Source organism: Caballeronia sp. NCF2, assembly GCF_023631205.1.
In the GTDB taxonomy this organism is placed as follows: Bacteria; Pseudomonadota; Gammaproteobacteria; order Burkholderiales; family Burkholderiaceae; genus Caballeronia; species Caballeronia zhejiangensis.
This window is the reverse complement of record NZ_JALQDN010000080.1, coordinates 1-19,969: the sequence shown is the minus strand read 5'-3', so window position 1 is coordinate 19,969 and position 19,969 is coordinate 1. Positions and strand designations below refer to the sequence as shown.

Genomic DNA, 19,969 nt, shown 5'->3' with positions numbered 1-19,969 from the left:
GCGATGGACGTGTACACCTCCATGCTGCCCGGCTACGCCGAGTTGCAGTGCTTCTCCAACTTCACGTTTCTGCGCGGCGCCTCGCATTCGGAAGAACTGATTCTGCGCGCCGAGCAGCTCGGCTATCTTGCGATCGCCATCACTGACGAATGCTCGCTCGCGGGCATCGTGCGCGCGCACGTTGCCGCGAAGGAAGCAAATATCCGGCTCATCGTCGGCGCGCATTTCCAGTTGACGAATGCCGACGGCAGGCCTGCCCTCGCCTTCACGGCGCTGGCCTTGAACCGCAATGGCTATGGGAATCTGTCGGAACTGATCACGCTTGCACGCACGCGCACGTCGAAGGGCACCTACCTCCTAACCCCCAACGATCTCGCGCGGCCGGAAGCGCCGTATGAACACCTGAAGGGTCTGCCGGACTGTCTCGTGATCCTCTCGCCCGAGTATCCGGCGAAGGAGGAACGACTCGATGCGCAGATGGAATGGCTAGCGCGGACGTTTGAGGGCCGCTGCTGGGCGGCGCTGACGCTCCACGCCCGCGCGATGGACGATATTCACCGCGGCATCGTCGAGTACGTCGCAGATCAACATAGCGTTCCGGTCGTCGCGACCGGCAAGGTCACCATGCACGTGCGGTCGCGCAAGCCGCTGCACGATACGTTGACAGCCGTGCGCTTGAACCGGTCGATTGCCGAATGCGGGTTTGAGCTCGCGCAGAACGCCGAGCAGCACTTGCGCGCCCGCCTGCGGCTCGCGAATCTCTACCCCGAGCGGGCGCTGGCCGAGACGTTGACGATCGCCAATCGCTGCACGTTTTCGTTGGATGAACTGCGGTACGAGTATCCGGACGAACTGATCCCAGAAGGCACGACGCCGACCGCCTACCTGCGACAGGAAACGTACATCGGCGGGCATCGACGCTTTCCACAGGGTATCCCGCACAAGGTGCAGACGCAGATCGAGCACGAACTCGCGCTCATCGCCGAGCTTCGGTACGAGCCGTACTTTCTGACCGTGTACGACCTTGTGCGCTTCGCACGCAACGAGGGAATTCTGTGTCAGGGACGCGGGTCAGCGGCGAACTCTGCGGTCTGCTACTGCCTGGGCGTCACGGAAGTCGACCCCGCACGCAGCTCCATGCTGTTCGAGCGCTTCATTTCGAAGGAGCGCGGCGAGCCGCCCGACATCGACGTGGACTTCGAGCACCAGAGGCGCGAAGAAGTGATCCAGTACATCTATCGCAAGTACACGCGCACCCGCGCGGCGCTCGCGGCCGCCGTCACGACCTACCGTCCGAAGTCTGCATTGCGGGATTCCGGAAAAGCGCTGGGCGTCGATCCGATCATCGTCGACAAGGTAGCCAAGTCGCACCACTGGTTTGATTCCAGCGCTGACCTGCTCAATCGTTTCGTTGAATCCGGCCTCGACACGTCGACGCCGATCATCCAGCAGTGGGCGAGCCTCGCGTCGCAACTGCTGAACTTTCCGCGTCACCTGTCGCAGCACACGGGCGGCTTCGTCATTGCGCGCGGCAAGCTCTCGCGGCTCGTTCCCATCGAAAACGCCGCGATGGTCGATCGCAGCGTGATTCAGTGGGATAAGGATGACCTCGAGGCGCTTGGGCTTCTGAAGATCGACGTGCTCGCACTCGGCATGCTGTCAGCAATCCGGCGCACGCTGGACCTGATTTCCAAGCAGCGCGGCGAGCCATTTGAATTGCAGGACATTCCGGCAGAAGACGCGAAGACATACGAGATGATCTGCCGCGCTGATACCGTCGGTGTGTTCCAAATCGAATCCCGTGCTCAGATGAGCATGTTGCCGCGCCTGCAGCCGCGCCAGTTCTATGACCTCGTGATCGAGGTCGCGATCGTGCGGCCGGGCCCGGTGCAAGGCGGCATGGTGCATCCGTACTTGCGTCGGCGGCAAGGACTGGAAGCTGTGTCGTTCCCCTCACCCGAGATGGAAACGGCGCTCGCTCGCACGCTGGGCGTGCCGATCTTTCAGGAGCAGGTGATGCAGGTCGCGATGCTCGCGGCAGGCTTCACCGCCGGCGAGGCCGACCAGCTTCGTCGCGCAATGGCCGCGTGGAAACGAAAAGGCGGCCTGCAGCACTATTACGACCGCATCGTGAGCGGCATGCTCGATCGTGGTTACGACCGCGAGTTCGCTGAATCGATCTTCGCGCAGATCCAAGGCTTCGGCGAATACGGCTTTCCGGAAAGCCACGCGGCGAGTTTCGCTCTCCTCGTCTATGCGAGCTGCTGGCTCAAGTGCCATGAACCGGCGGCGTTTCTCTGCGCGATGCTCAACAGCCAACCGATGGGCTTCTACTCGCCCTCACAACTTGTGCAAGACGCAAAGCGCCATAAGGTCCGCGTGCTGCCGATCGACGTCACGATAAGCAACTGGGATTCGTTTCTTGAAGGCGATGGTTCAATGGCGCCAGTGCGGCTTGGCATGTCGCTCATTCGCGGCATGCGGGACGAATCAGCCGCTCGCATCGAGGCCGCGCGAGCAGTACGTCCTTTCGAGTCGGTCAACGACCTTGCCAACCGAGCACGCCTCGATCGTCGTGACCTGCAGTTGCTTGCGGACGCGAACGCTCTTCCCGCGCTTTCTGGCAATCGGCGAGAAGCGCTTTGGCAGGCGGTAGCGGCCGTGCCCGACAAAGACTTGTTGCGCGCAACGGCGCGCGATGAGGAACTGCCGCTGCTCGCCGCGCCAAACGAGGCGCAGGAGATCGTCAGCGACTATCGTTCGACTGGCCTGACATTGAATCGGCACCCGCTTGCCTTGCTGCGTGAACGTCTCAACGAGAAGAAGATCTCCGCAGCCTCGAAGCTCGCCACCTATCCGAACGGGCGACTTGCGAAGGCATGCGGGATCGTCACCGTGCGTCAGCGTCCGGGCACAGCAAACGGAGTGTTATTCATCACGCTAGAAGACGAGACCGGCCAGATCAATGTGATCGTTTGGCCGTCATTGGTCGAAAAGTTCAGGAAGGAAGCGCTCGGCGCATCTTTGCTTGGCGTGTACGGCGTGTGGCAGAAGGAAGGCGAAGTAAAGCACCTTGTCGCAAATCGACTCGTTGACATGACCGCGCTCCTTGGCAACTTGGCCACGTCGAGCCGAAATTTTCACTGAACTTGGCACCGCTGACCAAGATCGACCCTTAAGCGACGCTCACAGCCACCTTTCGCGACTGGCCGCTGTTGAGGCTTAGAAGCCATCAAACTGGGTGTGGGCTCCCTTGCGGGCCGAACTTTCGAACGCAACCACCCAAGAATGGGCTGCCTAGCGCTGGCCGGTCAGTCCGTGTGGTTTGCTGTTGTTTTTCATCGCAGTGTCCGTCCGTCGCAATGCTGTGTCGACTCTTCGTCGAAGCCACTCGTCGAGGGCGCCTATGTCTACTACCGGTTTAAGGAACGCAGTCACGCCCAGTTGGCGCAGACGTTCAGCCTGGTCAACGAAGCCGGTCAGCATCAACAGCGGCAACTCGGGCTGGCTCTGCTGAAGATGTTCGGCGAGATCAATCCCAGTCATATGGCCAGGCATTTGTACATCCGAGATCACCGCGTCGAAGTCATGCGGAGGCTGCAGCAGCCGGTACGCTTCATCCGCAGTCGATGCAAGCGATACTTCGTACCCAAGCGCCGAGAACATCGCTGCTTGCGCGTCGGCGACCATTTCGTCGTCTTCAACGACGAGCAGGTTGATGCTTTCGAACGGCTTGTCGGGCATCGGACTGTCGGCGGAACGACTTTCTTTTTGGGTGCTGCGACATCGAGCCCGAGGCAGAAACAAGCTAACGACTGTGCCGCCTCCAGCAGCGGCAGCGATACTGCAATGTCCCCCCGACAACTCACAGAACGCCTGTACCTGAGACAGCCCCAGCCCGGTACCTTGCCCTGGCGGCTTGGTCGAGAAGAAGGGCTCGAACGCCCGTTCCACCGTTGAAGGATCAATACCCTTGCCGTTGTCGGTCAACGCAATCCTTACGAACTCGGTTCCTAACGGCGAGCCGAGCTCATTTCCCGATGGGCCGACGTTCGTCATTTCGAGCAGCAGCCGGCCCCGTCCTGCCATGGCATCGCGCGCGTTGATTGCGATATTAAGAAGCGCTAGCTCGAACTCCGCCCGGTCGACGTGTATGTTCCAGAGTCCCTGCTCGACTTGGAGTACGACCACGACTCCTTCTCCAACTGCCGAGCGCAGTAGCGCAATAGCGCTAGATGAGTCAGCAAGATCGACCGTCTCCGGCCGTACTGGTTGCTTGCGCGAGACCGACAGTAGCCGTCTGGTGAGACGTTGCCCTCGTTGCACCGTATCGACAATTCCCTTCGTTGCGCTGCTGCCGCCTTTGGGATTGGCCCGGGCCTCAGCATGGGCGTACCCTAGGATCGCCATAAGGAGGTTATTGAAGTCGTGCGCCACCAGGGCAACCATGTTGCCAAGCGTCTCTAGTCGTTGGCTTTCCCTCGCGGCCGATTCGACCGACGAACGCATGGCCGATTGCTCTTCCGCCAGCCGCCACAGTCGTTCCTCACGTCCGAGTCGTCTCAGTGAAAAAATCAAGAGGAAGAGCAGCGCCGCTGACGGCACGGCCGTTGCCAAGGCCACTCTCAGAAATTGTACGAACCACGACGACCGGAGCGAACTGATCGCGATCCCCGAGGTGACAAACGCGTCGTAGTTTCCTACGCGCCTGAACGCCAGCACCTTTTCCTCGCCGTCAACGCTCGAGACCATCCTCACCATGCCGGCATCGCGACCACTGGAAAGCATGCGGTAGAAGGGAGTGTCTCTCGAGATCCGTTCCGGTCGAGCGGCCGCACGGGGCGCCCAGGCAAGCACCGCACCGTCGCCACGGATTAAGCCGAAGGTAATTGGGTTGTCATCCGCTAGCTGACTATAGAAATTCTCAAAGTACGCCGCTGACATGGAGATCGACACAACGCCGGCGAACATTCCGTCCGCGCGGACGTCACCCTTCATGACGTTAAACGTTGCATTGCCGGTCACTCGCCCCTTCAACGGGCCAGATACGTACAGCTTGGTCGGGTTTGCGCTTGCGTCACGGAAGTCAGCGCGATCGACAATGCTTAAATCGGGCGTCGGATAGGCAACACTCGTCGCAGCTAGTCGCCCATCGGCCGTCCAAACTGACAACGCGTCGACCTGCGAATAGCCGTTCACTAGGCGCCTGAGGTATTCGTAGAAGCCTCGGTTACGCTCATCACGAACGAAAGCGACGCGGCTGTGCTCCTGCAGCGTGTCGAGGACTCGCGCTGCCAAGGCACTATCTATGTCGAATACCTTTTGCGCGTGCTCCTCGGCAATGTACGTGGAACGCTCAGTTGTATCGCGCGCAGCGAGCAAGCGATCCTGCCAATCCTCCCACCCAACAACAGCGAGAAAAATGCATGGACCGATGACAGTCAATGTAAGTGCGGAGATCAACACCTTGCGCGTCAGGCGAAAATGAGACCTGGCGATTAGGTTGGTCTCTCCTTGGGAGCTCTGTAGTGTCTGTCGTTGTGGCATTCAAGAGCCGACTCGACGAAGGGGCGAGAAGGCCTCACATTCTATACGGTGGCCCTCAGTCCATTGGCCCACTAGCAGCCTCTCCCCGTAGCGCGCGCTACATGGCGGCTCCACCAAGCCGCTCAACGATTTTTGTGTCACCAGCCGCTTCGTCGCTCGTCTGCGTGAAGGGGCAGTTCCGCCCATTCGCTCAGACGGTCGCCCGAGAGCACTTAGTTGCGCTGGTTGAAGGGCGGCTTGCTGACGATACCGGCCATGCGGGCATTATGGCGACGTGCAAGACGAGTGGCGCTTCATGGCCGACAAGCGCCTCGCGGTCCGAACGTCAATGTCCCGGCGTCAGCGATCGGCGTTCCGCCATTCGTGCGATTCATAGACGCGATCGCTCGGACCATTTTCGATGAAATCATCCTTAAAGGTCTGTCCGACCAAATGACCGTAGTCCGCCGGCTCGCTATTCACGATGGCTCGGAACATCTGGATCAATGCATTGCCATCTTGTAGATGTGCGACGACAACACGAGCGGTGCGCAAAGAAACAGACTCGCGGACGGGCGGAGCCGCACTTCCGTCGTGCAGTTCGAAAGCAAAGCGATGAATCTCCTGATGCCCGTCCGGCAGCCGTGTATGTCCCCAAATTGTCGCTTTCATCCTTTTCGCTCTGAAATGCTTTCTTGAAATTGACGCGCGGCGGATGCCACAGCGGACTCCTGGATCTTGGTGACGAGTCTCGCCTCATCCCCATCGCGTTTTTGGTCTGGCGAACGCGAAAGCCGCGCTCAGGGCTCATTTTTGCTCCTATGCTTAAAGCGGAGATCAGCAACACGGCGCGCTGTGTGCTCCCGCCGACCGTGTGGCTGGCGTCCTTGGGTCGGGCCAGCAACCCATTCAACGAACGCAGTGAGCTCACGCGATTCGGAGATGGACGTCCAAGTGCCGGAGGCGACATGTTCCTGTGTTACCTGATTGACCCCGACAGCCGGTCCATAACCAAGGTGAATGATGGGTTCGACCGTGCATCGGAGCTGACGGGCAGTGCGCACCCTGGACTCGTCGAATTGTGGACCGACTTTGCGGACTCGACGCTTGACGTTGCATACTCGCCAGACGCCGATGAGCAGCCGTCGTTTCGCGTACGTCTTTCCTTTCGTGGGAAGACGATAGAGCAGGCAATTAGCGGAAAGGGCGTGTTAATCGCCTGTGGGGAAATCCCTCCCGAAATCGCGCAACAACTACAGACGGCTGAAGCGGTACATAAGATGGTCGAGTTCTCATCCGCCCGCTATATAGCCGTTGACAGATGGCTCAAGGGTGGTTCCAGCGTGACGCGTGCGCCGGCTCGACGCGCCGAGTCGAACGGTCGTTTGGGCTCGCAGGAAGACCGTGACAAAGCATCTGGCAAGCGTTGACGCGATGCCGGTATCCGATCAACGTACTGATCCTGCACGGACCGGGTGACAGGGACATGCGCGTTATAAAGTCCGATCATCGGTTGTGACCGACGCCGGCCGCAAGCCACTAAGCCTGTGCTTCGGACGCCTCGCACGACCCAAGTGTTTGACGAAGGCGAGTCGCCGTTCGATGGCTCGACAAGCCCATGAGATTGCTCACTTGCTCGTTGGTCTTGCCGGCGAGGATGTGCCGACGCCCGAAGGTGTTTCTGAGTAAGCGCGGGCTCTCGTCGGCGGCCGACAAGTCCGCACGGCGTAGCGCTACGCGGACACATTTCAGCATCGTATCCGGCTGCATAGGCTTGCCGCCCGCCGTGGCGATGAACAGCCATTGCGTTGGCGACTGAATGCGGCTGCGCGCTTCGTGATAGCTGCGCAGTACGTCGATAGCGAAGGCATCGATTGGAACCCGTCGTGCAATCCGCGGCCCGTGCTTGTCGACGAGGACAGTAGGGCGCTCGCCATGCATATCAAGGTCGTCGACGCGCAACTGCCTAAGTTCGGCGGCCGTGACCCCTGACGCCAGAAACAGCGCCACGATCGCGGTGTTTCGAAGATCCTTGAACGCCGCGCCTTTGGTTGCAACGCACACCGCTTGTAGCCGTGCATCGTCTTCCAGTGAAAGATAGATCGGCGTCGGCTCGTCTTGTGGCCAGGTCTCGTTGACTAACATCAGCGCGGCCGGATTATCGGTGCGCAGTTCGATGTTCACGAGGTGACGCGTGACCCGGTCAATTAGCTTCAGGTAACGCAGGCAAGTCGTCGTGCCGGGCGCGCAGTCCTGCGCGAGTTCCGCGAAGAATCGATCGATATGGTCCGCCCCGAAGCTCGCCACTGTCGCGCCGTGCGCAATCAGATAGTCGTTGAAGCGCGAGAACATCGAACGGTGCTGCACGATCGACTGGTCAGCAAATGAGCGGCGATCCGCGCCCGTCGCTTCTTCACGCTGCCATTGGGCGTAGGCGTCTTCGGGGGCAAGAAGCCAAGTATCATCAGGCATGGAAATCGATATACTGAAGTTTGCTCAACCCAAACCCTACAGCGAAGCTAACGCTTCGCCAACCCCGAGCCACCAACGCGGGGGGTAACTTGGTCGACCTCGCTACGAATGGCGTCTAGGCAAGCGCCCGGTCCGCCGACAACGAGCTGCGCGGAACACGCCAGCATCAGGTTGACGCTCAGACCGAAGTCCTCAATGAGATAGCCGCCAGCACAGTAAGCGCCGTTGCTTCCTGTCGCCGCTGCCTCAACGCGCTGAGCCAGCGTCCCTTCGTTGGATCGATACGCCCATACCGGCTTCCCGAGCGCGGCCGCGTAGCCAACTTCAAAAGCCGTCCCGCTGTCTGGTTCGCCGGACCCGCGAAAGTCATCGAGGTTCGCCATCACGATATCGGCCGACCGGATCAATTCGATGTTCGCGGCATATATCCATCGAGCAGCGTCTTGCCGTTGGAGCGAGGAGGGCAGTTGTCCGTCGAGTGGATAAAGCCCAACGAAGCCACGATCGCGGCAGAGCTGCTTCAGGCGTTCGCCGTGTTCCTTCGCGTCGCGACGGAAGACATCGAAGCCCGCGAGGTAGATGCGCGGCTCGCTCGCGGCGCGCTCTATCGGCAGAGGCGAAGGGTCGATCCTTCCTTCACGGACCCGGCGTTTGATTCGGTTTAGCTGCTTCTTCACGGCCAAGGCACTCTTGCCGAGACTGTTTGCGATCTGCTCAACCGGTAACCCCTGATCGAGCAGATCCATCACGGCGCGTTGCGACTTCGTCGGATTTCTTCTGGGCATCGGTTTGTGGCTTCGACTGCAGGGCTATTGGAACGTCTATGAGCTTACCAATAACCCCGCGAAGTCAAGTCACTGCGAGTGCGCGTGACGGCCGCTCAGGCGGCGGTCTTGAAGACGGCCATCGTCGCGCGCAGCGTTTCAGCCTGATCTTGAAGCGAACCGGCAGCGGCGGCCGCCTGCTCAACGAGCGAATTCGGGCAGCATCGCCGACGGAATGCTCGGCTTGGCGCGCGATCTACTGCAAACGACGGCAGGCTGAGCATCGGCGAAAGCACGCCCACATGCATTGGACTGTGTCGACGTAGTGGCTGCTTTGACCGGTCAGATGCGAGTCAACAGGACTTGTTCCGCTGTCGCAAGAAGCGCTCGTGCGTACTCCGAGGCATAGATATCGTCGTTGTGGTCGGTTCGACCGAAGACCACGGGATTTACACGCCGCGCCTCTCCAACGAACGCCGAACGGGCGGCCGCCGATACGAACGTGACATCTGCGACGATTCTCTCCGCTATATCGTCGACTTCGCCGATTTTGACGCCTTCGTCAGACAGGATCGTCGCGGTCGCGTTGATGCCACGGCGGGTTTCTAGGAACGCTATGGACGAGGGGTCGATACGAAAAGCCATCCAATTTCTTCATCGGTAGCGGCCGAGCAGGATACTCGGCTCACTACCTAGGGTACGGACGCGACAGTATTGTCAAGGCAGCGCCTGACGCGTCTTGGATGCTCAGTGGGACGTAATTTTGCCGGCAGCGATCGCCTTCGCAAGCTCTTCGGCAAGAGCCGCTTGCACCGACGCATGCTTTTCTCGCACGGCCTCGGCGTCCTTCGTAAGTTCTGGAAGATCATGGACCAGAGATGCGATCTCTGCATCCCGTGCCGCGGCCAACTCTGCCAGATTCTCTGGCCGCAAGGCGCTTTCAAGGACTCCCGCGTCAATGTTGAAATGCTTGCTGATAGCGTCGCAAGCATGTACGCGCGCGAACGAGACTTGCTTTTCCTCGTCCAAGCCTTTGCTCTTAGGGCAGAAATAGCCAGCGTACAGAACGTCGCCGATTATCTCCGTTGCCACCCAGTCGGTGAGGTCTTCTTCGAACGCTCGCGTGTCGCTGCTGGCTGAAGCAAACATGCGCAGCGCGTCCGCCTTTGATACCTCTCGCGAATAGATCTCGACGCGACCGCCTCCGGCCTCCGCGTCGACCCATACCAAAGCTTTATCATCGTTCGACATTTTCGCCCCTCCCGTTGGGATTAGAAGAGTTCCTTCTGGGCGAGCGCAAGACCTATCGCTTCGTTTTGTTCCGCCGTCAGATTTCTCGCGTCGACGCGCTCTCGTTGATGATAGATCATCGCTCCATACACGTCGGCCAGTACCCTTGCTCTTGGGCAGACGGGGAAGTCATCCGTCGCCGCTTGGCGGGATCGCCAAGAGTTAATTGCGTTCTCAATATCAGTGATCGTGTACTCGTTCATCCTGCTGGCTGCCGTTGCTCGGTCAAACGCGGATGATACTCTTCGTCGCCCCTCGCTTTTTCAGCGATCGGCGGCGGTGATGGTTTGTCGGGCGAGTGGCCAATGGCCGGACGCGCGGGCGTCACCCAACGCTCATTAGGCCTTGAGCGTTGGGCGGCACGGTGCTAGTGCCTTACTTCGCCCTGCAACTCGAGAGCCAGTTCCGCAGCCAACGCAGCCTGTGCGTTTCCGTGCTTTTCGCGCAATGCCTTCGGCGCCGGCTAAGATTTCCGGATGGTCTTTAATGAACGACGCCAGTTCCGCGTCCCTCGCGGAACTGAGCGCGGCCACGTTCGCGGGTTCTAGCGCGCGGTCCAACGTCTCGGCGTCGACGCCGAAATGCTCGCTGATAGCAGCGACCGCGTGCACAATCGGGAACGCCACATCCTCGTGCGCGTCTTTGCCGCCCTCGACGAAGAAGTAGCCTGCGCAGAGCAGGTCGCCCTTGACCTCCGCTGCGACGCGCGAGGCAAGATCGTCCTCGATTGCTCGCCTGTCGTTGCTCGCGGATTCAAGCATCCGCAGCGCCTCTTCCTTCGTCGCTTCGCGCGAGTAAATTTCGACGCGGCCAGTTTCGGCGCGTTCTAGTTCGACGTAAATAATTGCGCCATCGAGTTTGGACATATATCCCTCTTATAGGTGTGGTTTTGATTTTTGTGCAAAATTCCGGTTAGCCTTGTCTCGATGCGACAAGGGTTTGCCGCCCGGCCCTTATTAAAATTCCTTCAAAATCAAGGACGTGCTGTCTACCCTCTGGACACGGCAGTGGCAGTTCGCCTGCGAACGATGCGGGGCGACTCGAAAAGGTCGTGCGGGTTCGCATAGGCACGAGGAAGCTGCGAAACCGGGAACCTCCAATGCGCGAGCTGGATCGGTCGTCTGAAAGCCCGTTGGACCAATTTCGCTTCAAGCTTGTCGACTTGTCGGGAGGTCCGTAAGGTCACTTCTCAGACTAGGAAGTATCCGCTTTGCATAACGTGCGACCGGAAAGTTAAAGGTCCCGCGCAAGTTGATGCCATCAAGATGAGTCGGGGCGATCCGTCTCAACTGTTCAGTCTCCAGCGGCTGCCCTCTAGCCGCCTCCATGTTCTCGAGGGCGCTTTGCATGTGCGTGGTGTTCCAAGCCATCAGGATGTTCGACAGCAGTGTCAACGCCGACGATACTGCTTCGAGCGATTCCTGGCGTCGCGCCAACTCGATAGGAATTCTGCCGATATGAATCGCGCGCTGAACGTTGTGCACGGCTTCTCCCCGGTTTAACACATGTTGCAGCTCTGATCTGAAGGCCGTGTTGGTGAAGTAGTCGATCAAAAAGATGCTTCTGAAAAGTCGCCCGATTTGAACACCACCGTCGTACACGGCTTGACCTCTGGCTGCTGAGCCGAAGCGGGTGAGGGCGTCGACTGCTGTGCACTTTCCGGAACGGATGGATGCGACGATCCTGACGAACTCATCCCAGACGTCTACGATACGATCGAGTTTGACATCGCGGTCCGTGATCGCGGAGAGTTGTGCGGGCACCTCATAGTTGCGCGGTACGTGAATGCGACGGTCACGGAGATGTGAAAGGCGAGGGCATAGATCGAAACCCAACGCCCGTGCGACCCCCATCGCAAAATCCGTGTACCCGTGCGTATCGACTGCGATTAGAGCGATGTCCTTGGTGGCACTCTGTCGAACGACACCTTCGATCGCGGCACCCGCTTGACGCTCATTCAACACGATAGGTTGGTCATAAAAGACGCCCCAACGATCGAGCACGCGCGTGTAGATGCCAATGGATGCTGTGCGCCGCCGCGGGTCGGCCCGGGCCTGCCAGACTGCCCTTGTCGTCTCCAGCGACATCATGTCCGATGACGCGAGGTCTGCACGCCCCCAGTGAGCCGCAATAGGATGCTCCTGCATGAACTCGAGTACAGCATCGGCGGCCCGCCGTAGCATTCTTTCGTCCCCAAGTCGCTTCATCATCTGGCGAATGGCGGCAGGCGACACTTCCGGGACCATTCTCGAAATCTCCGCTGCCGATAGGGATGTTCCGTGCGCCAGTACGGCCGAGTAGGTCATCAGCAACTCAGTGCGTGATCGTGGTTCCCGTCCCAGTAGGGTCCAGCTGAAGCGTGTCGCGCTGTCGACCTCGAGGATTATTTCGGGTAGTTGACCCGGTGGATGAGCTTCGAAGATCGTCCGTCGCAGTCGATCTGCCTCGAGATCTGCTGGCTGCGCCGTCAGCGGATCGAGATGTATCGCCGTATCGGCCCTGACCTCACCGTGCGTAACGGCTTCGTCCAGCAATTTGAGACGTTGATCGAGGTGCGCCAGGACCGGAGCAAGGAACTCGTTCGCGTCTTGAGGCAGTCCGAGATGGCCATATAGATGATTGCGCTTCAGCTTCCAGTCTTCGGTCGGGATCAGCATATCGGTCTGACTGGGGAACGAGAAGCTGTGCCGGATGAAGATCGTGCCATTGCGCAACGCGACGCGTAACGCAAAGAGCGTCGCCCATTCGAACGCCACCATTGCCTTAAGACGGTCATATCCGTCAATCGCCTCGCGCCCGGCACGGCCAAGTCGGATGCTCACGCCGTCGGGCAGGAGATAAGCGTGACGCCGGTAGAGGCCTCGCAGCAGGGCGATCGCATCTAGCACCGGATGGGTGCCTTCGGTCTCGAATGGCAATTGGACTACGCGCATCAGCAGATTGCGGGCGTGAGGGTTTTCGGAGCAAGCACTGGCGGATCTGGCTACGCCGGTTGGGCGCCTGCGGATGTAGAACCTGATCTGCCAGCACGCAAAGCTCCTTGCCAAGACCTTCGCGCGACAATGATTCATCGTTCGCGAGTGCTTTGACGGCGAGTGCAAACTGGTAAAGCTGATCGGCCGCTGCGACGCGCGCGGCGTCGACTTCACGCGATGCGTCGTGAACTACCTTCAGCACCCAACGGCGAAGCATCGTGAGCACGTGGTCGGTCGCCGTACAAAGGGCATAACGCATGAAGCACGCTGCTTCCAGCCTTCGCCCTTGCGGTTCGATCCTTTTGCTGATCGAGGATGGCCGGCTGGCGCAGCGACGCGCATAGTGGCGGACGATGGCGTCGTTGCATTCAGCCGGCCAACTGTCGGCAACGCCATGCATCGTGAGAAGATTGATTTTGTCGAGGACTTCACTCATCTGGTGAGTCGAGTTGCGAAGCGGGACAGCCCAAAGCCAACGCTGCAAGCTTGTATGTTCTTTATGCGGCTGCCCAAGAAGTCGCGCCCAGCTCGCCAACCTGTCCGCCCCGAACGCTCGTTCAAGCATCTCGCGTAACGAGTCCTCGATGTCATGCACTGCCTGGACGACGAACTGTCTCAACGTCCGATCGGGTGGTATCACGATCCGGTGTTCGTAAAACCACCGCTTCAAGTCGTTCATCAATTGGCCGCGCTCAGGTCGGCCTGTGAGCTGTTCCTTGAGCCAACGAATGACATATCGACGCTGATGCTCGGCGAGGACTCGAAAATTTATGACTGTCCGAGCGAAGCTCTGATGGTCGGACAATGTTTTGAAGTTACCGTCATAGAGTGATCGGAGCGTACCGACCTCGGGCGGCAGCACACCGAGTTGTTGGCCAAGATGTCGCCAGAGAACGGTTGGTATGTGCTTGTACGAGTCGAGCGGTCGCCCAGTCATCCGTAGAAAGCCGACGTGCAGGGCGATGGAGAGCCGATACAGATCAGTGCGCCGCGAATCGATGCGAGCCAGTTCACTTCTGGAAAACGTGAAAAACGTGTTCAGTTCGAATTCGCTCAGCTCGCGCGGAACGTGTCGAACGCCGAGGTATGCCAGTCGCCAGTGCTCCATCGGAAGCTCCGCACTTTATGCTGAGAGCAGCCAAGGGTAGCGACGCAATATCAGCCGCGCCACAGTAGAAACCGGGATAGTGGTACTGCGGAACCAGCGACTAAGGAAGGTGCCAGAACGCGGTGTCGGGAGCTGCCGAAATCGGCGTTCGGCCGCGGGTGGCAGTCGTATTGTCTGACCTTGCCGGGTGGGCGATCAACGGCGCGCGCCGCAGAAACTCCACGGTGAATCAACCTCAGTCCACGCCTATGAAACTGTGCGCGAGGGTTCTGCTACACTGATTGCAGTACCTGTCATATCCCTCCGACCGCTTTTTCCGATGTCTACGCGTCACGCGAACCGAAAATCCATCCGCTCGTCCGCCCGGAAAGCCAGCGGCCCGCTCAGCAAAGCGATGCTCCTTCCGATGCCGGCGGATGCGGCGCGCGAACTCTCGTTGGCTCAACATCTGACGTAGGTGGCCTGCAAGGGAAAAGCCGGGAGCGCTTATCTGATCAATGAGCTCGTGCGGCTCGTGTACTTGACGTACTACGTTCAGGACGCGGGCTACGGTGACACTGATGTCGTCGTGTATGCGCGCGCCGAAGCAGCGCTCGAGCGCTGCTTGCAGCGGGCGGAACGCGAACAGGTTTGGCGGCTCGAACCTGACGATGCGCCACCGTTCGAGGCCATCCTGCGCCAAGCAGACAGCCACCTTGAACGTGCGCCGCGCTACGTGCATGTCGACGCGCGCGAGCGCCTGGAGCGGTTCGCGACTAGCGGCCGGCAGTCGCCGCTGGCAAGCGTGGCGCGCCTGCAGTAACAAGCGCGTTCTAGGAAACAGATCATCACGCATGGGACTGGCATCTTAGCGAAGACGCTTCCGATGTTTGTGCGGCACCAGCCCGACGTACGATGATTGACGCTGCGTTCGTCGCGCTCGTTTCCCGTTTCCCGTTGCGCGTTGCCGTCATCAATTTAGGACTGCAAATGAAAATGCGTTAAATTGCGTTATGTTAAATTGCATTATCGAGACGGAGCCGCCGTGCTCAGCACGCTCGCTTCCGAGGCAGCGCTTTTTTGCGCGATGCCCGCCTTGTCCGAGCAATGGTACGGTCGCTTTGAGAACGTTCAAGAAAAGGGGTTAATCACAGTCAGCTGGTCGAAGATAACTTGACCATGATGCATGTCTTCGCTGTAGAGCACCTCGCAATCTGCGAGCAATGCAAAAGCAATGATGCAGGAATCGTAGAACCTAAATCCGTAATACGCTGCAATCCGGCGCGCTTCTTTATGAACGTCGAGCGTCAGGGGCACGACTTCGCAAAGCACTTCGACGTCGTCTAAGATGCGCTCGATTTCAGGCCACGATAGGCCCATCTTCCGGCTCATCACAAGCGTGACCTCGTTCAGGACCTGGGTACTGATGACTGGCTTGGAATTTCCGCCAGCCACCACTGCTTCAGCCCTGTCAGCCTTCGCGACGTCGCCAGAAAACAGATAGACGATGACGTTGCTGTCGACGGCGAAACGAGTCGGTGCTGGCTGCGTCATTAAGCGCTATCCCGGTCGCTGAGTGATTCCCGATCGAACTTGAAATCCGCGGGCAGACGTCCCCGATACTTGCGCAGGCGCTCGATACGCTCGGGGACTGTGGGCTTTTTGCTGACCGAGAACGCGCCGGAACGGTCAGCGTAGATCTCAATGTCGTCGCCCTCCTTCAACTCAAGCGCGTCGACGACGCTTGCGGGCAGCCGCACGGCAAGGCTGTTACCCCATTTCGCGACCTGCATGGTAGCCTCCTTGGATACACGTCATTTGAATTGTATATCCGCACCGGCTTTCTCTCAAGTCCATTGCGTGCGCGCCCGCGCCGTCGGATGTCGCACGGTCGCCGTAGCAGCGGCGAAAGAGGAACCTGCGCGAGTCCGCTTGCGCTTGGCGGCATTGTGGCAAACGGGCAGTTTCGTAGGTCGGCTTACTGGGGTCTCTGAAACCACTTTTTTCCAGACAGAAACTGCCCGATGACAGGCATGGGCCGCTTACAAGTGCCCAACTGACGTCCAAACGTCCGTCGGCCAGCGTACGCCGTAGCGCCGAGCGATCGTCGAGAGGCGCCTCCTGGTCGCGACGGGAGCGGTCTTCTCTTTCGGGGGAAACGGCGCGACCATGAAGGCGGCGCAGCTTCAACGAGCCAAGGAATCGAATGCCCTCTTGCGAAAATGAGAACCGTTGCTGCTCCCGGGCAGGCGCAGCACTGCGTCCAATCGCCTCAGCGCGTGCAAAGGGCGCCCGAGCACGGCATAGGATCGGGCGACGCAGAGGCCGCTGCGCGCGATCGGGTCCGAACCGTATGTCGCTTCGGCCTCACGAATTAATTGCAAAACATCGTCCCGAAAGTCGTAAACCATCGATCCGCGCTCCCCCAAGATAACCAGTCGCAAGACCCCCATTCGTATCGTTGTGTTATCGGGTCGCATCTGGTGCTCCGAAGAGAATCGAACGCTCATTATCGCGTGTCAGCCAGCATCGACTAATGTCCGCAATGGACGCCAAGACGACGACAGCGACGCGTGCTGCAGGAATCGAGCTCGAGGCGGAACAAGCGGCAGAAGGAGTGGCAATGCTCGCATCTTCAGAACAAGGTCGGTGACGACCCGACAACTGTCGGCGGACGACATCCGCAGCGTTTCTCTTCGCGATTGTTCAGAACGGAAAGACTGCCGCTAATGCGCGTATACCCTGCCCGCTACCAAAACAAATGACGGTGCGCGGTTGGCGCAGCGGGCTGTTGTCACGGCCGCCAGCTATGATGTGGTAACGCGCCGCTTCAGTTGTGGTGCAAATCCGCATCTCACACTGGTTCTCACTCCCGACCTGCTCGGCTGCTCGGTGCGCAGGAATTGGTGCAATTCTAAGAGGGTCGCAAGCGACGCTTCGGAGGAAGATCGTGAAAGCAGAAGCGAAGCATCATGGCAAGGCCACTGGACCGAATTTCCCTGTGGTTGGCGTCGGTGCTTCCGCCGGCGGCGTTCAGGCGCTTCTGCAACTGTTCGAAGCCGCGCCCCCGGCGCCTGGCGTGGCGTTCGTGGTTGTACTGCACATGTCGCCCGATTACACGAGCCACGCGCATGAAGTCATCCAACGGGTCACTGGCCTTCGCGTCGTCCAAGTCAGCAATCCCGTCCCGCTGGAGAAAGACACGGTCCATGTCATTGCACCGGGTAAATTGCTATCGATGGTCGATGGCTACTTGCGTCTGAGCGAACCCGAACCGCCGCGCCTGCCACCGACTTCCATCGACGTGTTCTTCCGCAGCTTAGCCGATGCGCACGGGGCACGCTCCTTCGCCGTCGTTCTGTCCGGATCGGGAACAGACGGATCCGTCGGCATATCGCGCGTGCGTGAACGGGGCGGCGTGACTATCGCGCAACGTCCCGATAACGCCCAGTATGACGACATGCCGCGCAACGCGATCGCGACTGGCCATATTGACCTGGTGCTCCCGGTCAACGAAATCATCCCCCGGGTGCTCGCGTTGGCTCAAAATGCCGCCGAGATTGAACTTCCGGCACCATCGGACGACGACGCGGAAAGCCAAATTCCGCCTTTAGTGTCGCAAGCCGATGCAATCGATAAGGTGCTGGAAATCCTCCGCTCACGGACGCATCACGACTTCTCCAATTACAAACGCGGCACCATCGTGCGTCGCATCGAGCGCAGGATGCAGGTCAATGGTCTATCTACGGCAGCGGCCTATCGAGCGTTTCTCGATGACACGCCTGCCGAGACACCTAAGCTGCTGGCCGACCTGCTCATCGGTGTCACGAATTTCTTTCGCGACCCGGACGCCTTTGCCACGCTCGAACACACAGTCATCCCCGCACTGTTGAAGAATTTGGGAGAACGCGACGAGGTACGAGCCTGGGTTCCAGGATGCGCGACGGGCGAGGAGGCATTCTCGGTGGCGATATTGCTCGATGAAGCCGTGCGTCGGCTTCCGCGACCGGTCCATGTCACGGTCTACGCAAGTGACATCGACGAACGCGCCATTGCGATCGCACGTTCGGCGTGCTATCCCAAAGCAATCGCGAACGATATCTCGGCGGCGCGCCTGGACCGGTATTTCAATGAGGACGGTAATCGTTATCGGCTGGTCAAATCGCTCCGAGATACAGTCATTTTTGCCGCGCACAATCTGCTTCGTGATCCCCCGTTTTCCAGGATCGACCTGATTTCTTGCCGGAACGTGTTGATCTATATGGATCGCCGTGCGCAACGGCAAGTCCTCGACACCTTCTACTTTTCGCTGCGTCCTCACGAAGGCTCCCTTTTCCTCGGTACCGCAGAGTCAGCCGACTTCGCTCCTGAACTGTTTGCTCCAGTCGATAAGCAGCGGAAGATGTACCGGGCGCTGCCCAATGCGCCAGTGTCGACGGTCAGCCATTTGCTCTCCTACGTTGATCCGAAGAAATCGCTTGTCTTTGGCGGCCAGTCGTTCTTTACGGTGCCGCTTGCGACGAATCTACCTCTACCCACCCATGCCCGCTCGCTCGATCTGTTCGGCCCGCCGGTCATCGTCATGCGATCAGACGGGACAATCGTGCACCGCTCCAAAAGCGCCCATAAGCTGACGGAGGACGTTCATCATGCGAGCGTCGCGAATCTGTTCGATATCGTCAGGGACGATGCCCAGGCTGGCGTTCGGCATGCCATTCAGCGTTGCCTGACGCGAGCCCGTCCTGAGCACGAAGCGTCGGTTCCGTTGATGACGGCTTCGGGCGAGGTCGCCGTCGACTTCTCGTTCAGACCTTTTCGGGACCTCGCCCGCGAAGAGTTTCTCGTGTCCGTGACGTGCGACCTATTGACGCCACTGCCCAATTCGGTTCCCGAGCAGGTTCCACCACTTGACTCGGATACGCTGGCTTCCTTGCGAGAGGCACTAGAGGGAAGCGAAGAACGGTTGCGCAGTTCGATGGAGAATCAGCATACGTCCAGCGAGCAACTGCGCGCGTCCAACGAAGAATTGCAGGCGATGAATGAGGAGCTGCGCTCGGCGACGGAAGAACTGGAAGCGAGCCGGGAGGAACTGCAATCGCTTAACGAAGAACTGGTCACGGTGAACTCTGAATTGCTGACCAAGGTCCAGGAGTCCGCCCGCGTCAGCGACGACCTGCAGAACTTGATAGCGCTGGTGGGCGTCGCCACTGTTTTTGTCGATCGCGCCCTGCACATCAAGCGATATACCGCGCCGGCTGACACCCTGTTTAATATTCGTACTGTCGACACCGGACGGCCGCTCGAGCATCTCACGCATCAACTCGATTATCCGGAGATGCTCGCCGACCTGCGCGCCGCTTTCGAATCGCTCAAGCGCACGGAGCGGGAAGTGGCAAGCAAGGACGGTCGCGTCTTCCTCGCGCGCGTGCTGCCCTATCGGACCGACGACGACCGCATCGATGGCGCGGTCCTCGCCTTGATCGACATAACGGAACAGAAATCTGCCCAAGATCAAGCACGGCTCAGCGAAGAAAAGCTCAAACTGGCGGCGCACGCCACGCATGATTTCGCGATCATTGTGCTCGATGATGACGGAACCATCGTCAGCTGGAACGTCGGCGCCAAACGCATCTTCGGCTTCGGTGCTGAGGAGATGCTGGGGCAGCCACTCGACGCCATCTTTACGCCCGAAGACCTTGCCGATGGCATTCCCGCTCGTGAGCGCTCAAAGGCGAGAGAGTCCGGACGGGCAGAGGATGAACGCTGGCACGCAGCGAAAAGAGGTGGCTGCGGGAATTCGGACAGCGGGATAAGTGGACCAGCCGAGGCCTGAGCCGGCGATAATGCAGGCAAAG

15 protein-coding genes and 1 pseudogene are annotated in these 19,969 nt (G+C 59.5%); 4 read left to right on the top strand and 12 right to left on the bottom strand.

Annotated features, from left to right (window positions below; translation table 11 throughout):
- Positions 1 to 3: 3 nt before the first annotated feature.
- On the top strand, positions 4 to 3,147 hold the full coding sequence (locus NCS02_RS31035) for an error-prone DNA polymerase (RefSeq protein ID WP_250508034.1): 3,144 nt from the start codon (positions 4 to 6) through the stop codon (positions 3,145 to 3,147).
- 150 nt (positions 3,148 to 3,297) lie between these two features.
- Here NCS02_RS31035 and NCS02_RS31030 read toward each other — a convergent pair whose 3' ends face one another.
- Both NCS02_RS31030 and NCS02_RS31025 read right to left on the bottom strand, forming a co-directional pair.
- A complete protein-coding gene (locus tag NCS02_RS31030) occupies positions 3,298 to 5,547 on the bottom strand; it encodes a hybrid sensor histidine kinase/response regulator family protein (RefSeq protein WP_239294602.1) in 2,250 nt (749 codons plus the stop codon).
- A 339-nt stretch (positions 5,548 to 5,886) separates the two neighbouring features.
- Positions 5,887 to 6,198, bottom strand: a complete 312-nt coding sequence (locus NCS02_RS31025) for a hypothetical protein (protein ID WP_250508032.1) — start codon at positions 6,196 to 6,198, stop codon at positions 5,887 to 5,889.
- Positions 6,199 to 6,494: 296 nt separating this feature from the next.
- Between NCS02_RS31025 and NCS02_RS31020 the strand changes: the two genes are divergently transcribed.
- On the top strand, positions 6,495 to 6,956 hold the full coding sequence (locus NCS02_RS31020) for a hypothetical protein (protein ID WP_250508031.1): 462 nt from the start codon (positions 6,495 to 6,497) through the stop codon (positions 6,954 to 6,956).
- A gap of 109 nt (positions 6,957 to 7,065) precedes the next feature.
- Here NCS02_RS31020 and NCS02_RS31015 read toward each other — a convergent pair whose 3' ends face one another.
- The 8 genes and pseudogenes from NCS02_RS31015 to NCS02_RS30980 form a co-directional block, all read right to left on the bottom strand.
- Complete coding sequence (locus NCS02_RS31015) at positions 7,066 to 7,998, bottom strand: tyrosine-type recombinase/integrase (RefSeq protein WP_250508030.1); 933 nt, start codon at positions 7,996 to 7,998, stop codon at positions 7,066 to 7,068.
- Positions 7,999 to 8,045: 47 nt separating this feature from the next.
- Positions 8,046 to 8,744 (bottom strand): nucleoside 2-deoxyribosyltransferase, encoded by a 699-nt coding sequence (locus tag NCS02_RS31010; protein ID WP_250508029.1) that lies wholly within the window; start codon positions 8,742 to 8,744, stop codon positions 8,046 to 8,048.
- 134 nt (positions 8,745 to 8,878) lie between these two features.
- The gene (locus tag NCS02_RS31005) at positions 8,879 to 9,070 is read right to left on the bottom strand and encodes a hypothetical protein (RefSeq protein WP_250520352.1); all 192 of its coding nucleotides are present in this window, start codon (positions 9,068 to 9,070) and stop codon (positions 8,879 to 8,881) included.
- A 34-nt stretch (positions 9,071 to 9,104) separates the two neighbouring features.
- Positions 9,105 to 9,407, bottom strand: a complete 303-nt coding sequence (locus tag NCS02_RS31000; protein ID WP_250508028.1) for a hypothetical protein — start codon at positions 9,405 to 9,407, stop codon at positions 9,105 to 9,107.
- 102 nt (positions 9,408 to 9,509) lie between these two features.
- Positions 9,510 to 10,013, bottom strand: coding sequence for a hypothetical protein (locus tag NCS02_RS30995; RefSeq protein ID WP_250508027.1), 504 nt, complete (start codon positions 10,011 to 10,013; stop codon positions 9,510 to 9,512).
- Positions 10,014 to 10,033: 20 nt separating this feature from the next.
- Entirely contained in the window at positions 10,034 to 10,255 is a 222-nt protein-coding gene (locus NCS02_RS30990; protein ID WP_250508026.1) for a DUF3717 domain-containing protein, read from the bottom strand.
- 135 nt (positions 10,256 to 10,390) lie between these two features.
- Positions 10,391 to 10,918, bottom strand: a complete 528-nt coding sequence (locus NCS02_RS30985) for a hypothetical protein (RefSeq protein ID WP_250508025.1) — start codon at positions 10,916 to 10,918, stop codon at positions 10,391 to 10,393.
- Between the two features lie 282 nt (positions 10,919 to 11,200).
- Positions 11,201 to 14,135 (bottom strand): annotated as a pseudogene (locus NCS02_RS30980) (Tn3 family transposase).
- A 520-nt stretch (positions 14,136 to 14,655) separates the two neighbouring features.
- Between NCS02_RS30980 and NCS02_RS30975 the strand changes: the two are divergent.
- Complete coding sequence (locus NCS02_RS30975; protein WP_250508024.1) at positions 14,656 to 14,937, top strand: hypothetical protein; 282 nt, start codon at positions 14,656 to 14,658, stop codon at positions 14,935 to 14,937.
- A 308-nt stretch (positions 14,938 to 15,245) separates the two neighbouring features.
- On the opposite strand, the gene NCS02_RS30970 is transcribed toward NCS02_RS30975, so the two are convergent.
- Both NCS02_RS30970 and NCS02_RS30965 read right to left on the bottom strand, forming a co-directional pair.
- The gene (locus tag NCS02_RS30970) at positions 15,246 to 15,668 is read right to left on the bottom strand and encodes a PIN domain-containing protein (RefSeq protein ID WP_250508023.1); all 423 of its coding nucleotides are present in this window, start codon (positions 15,666 to 15,668) and stop codon (positions 15,246 to 15,248) included.
- Entirely contained in the window at positions 15,668 to 15,907 is a 240-nt protein-coding gene (locus tag NCS02_RS30965; RefSeq protein WP_250508022.1) for an AbrB/MazE/SpoVT family DNA-binding domain-containing protein, read from the bottom strand. The genes NCS02_RS30970 and NCS02_RS30965 overlap by 1 nt, the downstream gene beginning before the upstream one ends.
- 1,157 nt (positions 15,908 to 17,064) lie before the next feature.
- On the opposite strand from NCS02_RS30965, the gene NCS02_RS36510 reads away from it, so the two are divergent.
- Complete coding sequence (locus NCS02_RS36510) at positions 17,065 to 19,947, top strand: CheR family methyltransferase (RefSeq protein ID WP_250508021.1); 2,883 nt, start codon at positions 17,065 to 17,067, stop codon at positions 19,945 to 19,947.
- Positions 19,948 to 19,969: the final 22 nt, after the last annotated feature.

Excerpts from the sequence above, each read along its gene's own strand:
- NCS02_RS31035 (WP_250508034.1), top strand. The coding sequence starts at position 4 with ATGGACGTGTACACCTCCATGCTGCCCGGCTACGCCGAGTTGCAGTGC.
- NCS02_RS31030 (WP_239294602.1), bottom strand. The coding sequence starts at position 5,547 with ATGCCACAACGACAGACACTACAGAGCTCCCAAGGAGAGACCAACCTA.
- NCS02_RS31025 (WP_250508032.1), bottom strand. The coding sequence starts at position 6,198 with ATGAAAGCGACAATTTGGGGACATACACGGCTGCCGGACGGGCATCAG.
- NCS02_RS31020 (WP_250508031.1), top strand. The coding sequence starts at position 6,495 with ATGTTCCTGTGTTACCTGATTGACCCCGACAGCCGGTCCATAACCAAG.
- NCS02_RS31015 (WP_250508030.1), bottom strand. The coding sequence starts at position 7,998 with ATGCCTGATGATACTTGGCTTCTTGCCCCCGAAGACGCCTACGCCCAA.
- NCS02_RS31010 (WP_250508029.1), bottom strand. The coding sequence starts at position 8,744 with ATGGATCTGCTCGATCAGGGGTTACCGGTTGAGCAGATCGCAAACAGT.
- NCS02_RS31005 (WP_250520352.1), bottom strand. The coding sequence starts at position 9,070 with ATGCATGTGGGCGTGCTTTCGCCGATGCTCAGCCTGCCGTCGTTTGCA.
- NCS02_RS31000 (WP_250508028.1), bottom strand. The coding sequence starts at position 9,407 with ATGGCTTTTCGTATCGACCCCTCGTCCATAGCGTTCCTAGAAACCCGC.
- NCS02_RS30995 (WP_250508027.1), bottom strand. The coding sequence starts at position 10,013 with ATGTCGAACGATGATAAAGCTTTGGTATGGGTCGACGCGGAGGCCGGA.
- NCS02_RS30990 (WP_250508026.1), bottom strand. The coding sequence starts at position 10,255 with ATGAACGAGTACACGATCACTGATATTGAGAACGCAATTAACTCTTGG.
- NCS02_RS30985 (WP_250508025.1), bottom strand. The coding sequence starts at position 10,918 with ATGTCCAAACTCGATGGCGCAATTATTTACGTCGAACTAGAACGCGCC.
- NCS02_RS30970 (WP_250508023.1), bottom strand. The coding sequence starts at position 15,668 with ATGACGCAGCCAGCACCGACTCGTTTCGCCGTCGACAGCAACGTCATC.
- NCS02_RS30965 (WP_250508022.1), bottom strand. The coding sequence starts at position 15,907 with ATGCAGGTCGCGAAATGGGGTAACAGCCTTGCCGTGCGGCTGCCCGCA.